The sequence below is a fragment of the Streptomyces sp. NPDC047974 genome (genome assembly GCF_040653375.1).
Lineage (GTDB): Bacteria > Actinomycetota > Actinomycetes > Streptomycetales > Streptomycetaceae > Streptomyces.
In genome coordinates, this window is sequence record NZ_JBEZNU010000128.1 from 1 (window position 1) to 1,145 (window position 1,145).

Annotated in this window: 4 protein-coding genes; all 4 read right to left on the bottom strand. The window is 66.4% G+C overall.

Going from position 1 to position 1,145, the window contains the following annotated elements; genetic code table 11:
* Nucleotides 1-417 (bottom strand): portal protein (locus AB0E19_RS38860; RefSeq protein WP_362190002.1); only part of this gene is annotated, 417 nt, incomplete at its 3' end.
* Nucleotides 410-562: a hypothetical protein gene (locus AB0E19_RS38865; RefSeq protein WP_005412406.1), complete on the bottom strand. Its 153-nt coding sequence runs from the start codon at nt 560-562 to the stop codon at nt 410-412. The genes AB0E19_RS38860 and AB0E19_RS38865, both read right to left, overlap by 8 nt.
* Before the next feature lie 20 nt (nt 563-582).
* Nucleotides 583-762: a hypothetical protein gene (locus tag AB0E19_RS38870; RefSeq protein WP_049434071.1), complete on the bottom strand. Its 180-nt coding sequence runs from the start codon at nt 760-762 to the stop codon at nt 583-585.
* Between the two features lie 64 nt (nt 763-826).
* The coding region (locus AB0E19_RS38875; RefSeq protein WP_362190007.1) for a hypothetical protein at nt 827-1,145 on the bottom strand (319 nt) is incomplete at its 5' end.

Genomic DNA, 1,145 nt, shown 5'->3' on the forward strand with positions numbered 1-1,145 from the left:
GGCGTGCTTGGCCGCCTCGCTGAGGACCGGGCGAACGCCGCTGGTCTCCAGGTCGTTGACGATGACCCGCTCCACGTCCACCAGCGCGGCCTCCAGTTCGGAGGTCTCCACGCCAGCCTGCTCGGCGATGTTCTCGGCGACGGCCTGGTCAGGCGCGAGCTTGAATACCGAGGCGTTCGGCGGGAGCCAGGCCAGCACGATCTTCGAGGCCAGGGCGTTGACGCACTTCGGGCCGGTGTCGATGTAGGCGGAACCGGGGGTGCGCGATTTCGCGCCCTCGTCCACCCACAGGCGGGGCAGGGTGACCTTGGCGCAGCGCTTGGCGCGCGTCTCGGCTTCTTTGCGGTTGGACTTGAGATCGCCGTAGCGCTTCGCGGCCGTCTGCTTCTCGGCCGAGGTCTGCTTGGCGTCAGCCATTCGGGATGGTCAGTCCTTGGTACTGCGTTGCGTTGTTCAGGTCCAGGCGGACCTTGGACTTACGCCGCTGATCGGCCGCGTGGCCGGTCGGCTGGGTGTCCTGGCGGGTCAGCAGGATCGGGTCTTTCTCCTGCTGGTCCGGCATGTTGGGCTTGCTGCACATGGTTAGCGGGCGCGGTGATCCATCTGCTCGACCTTCCGCAGCGCCTTGAGCCGCAGGATCAGGCGACGCTCGCCCTGCCGGAGCAGGAACTCCTCCTTCGGCTGGGCGGGGTCGTAGATCACTTCGGGGTGCAGTTCGTCCAGGAGGTCGATCAGGTCGTAGGAGTGCAGAGGGATTTGCATAGAACTCCTGGGTTATGAATAGGTGGGGAAACTGTCGTTTCCCCCGATGATGACCACTAAACCCTTAGAGTCGGGCCAGCGATTCCGCGACCATCCGCAGGCGGTGGATCGGGCCGTTGTTGTCGAGCACGGTGTCGATCAGGTCGCCGTGGACGCCTGCCTCGGAGGCATGCGCCGAGACCGGGGCCGCGCTGTCGCGGAGCACCTGGACCACCTGGCCGCCCCACTCACGGATGAACTGCGCTTCGTTGTCGAAGCGAACGTCCGACACCACGACGCCAGCAGCGCCGTCGCGGCGGGCCTGACGGATCTTCTGCGCGACCACCTTGACCCACAGGTCGCGGTCGATCATTTCGCGGCCCCACTCGGTGCCCACGGTCTGC

Bases quoted from the DNA above. Each gene is read 5' to 3' on its own strand.
- AB0E19_RS38870 (WP_049434071.1), bottom strand. From the start codon at position 762: ATGCAAATCCCTCTGCACTCCTACGACCTGATCGACCTCCTGGACGAA.
- AB0E19_RS38865 (WP_005412406.1), bottom strand. From the start codon at position 562: ATGCCGGACCAGCAGGAGAAAGACCCGATCCTGCTGACCCGCCAGGAC.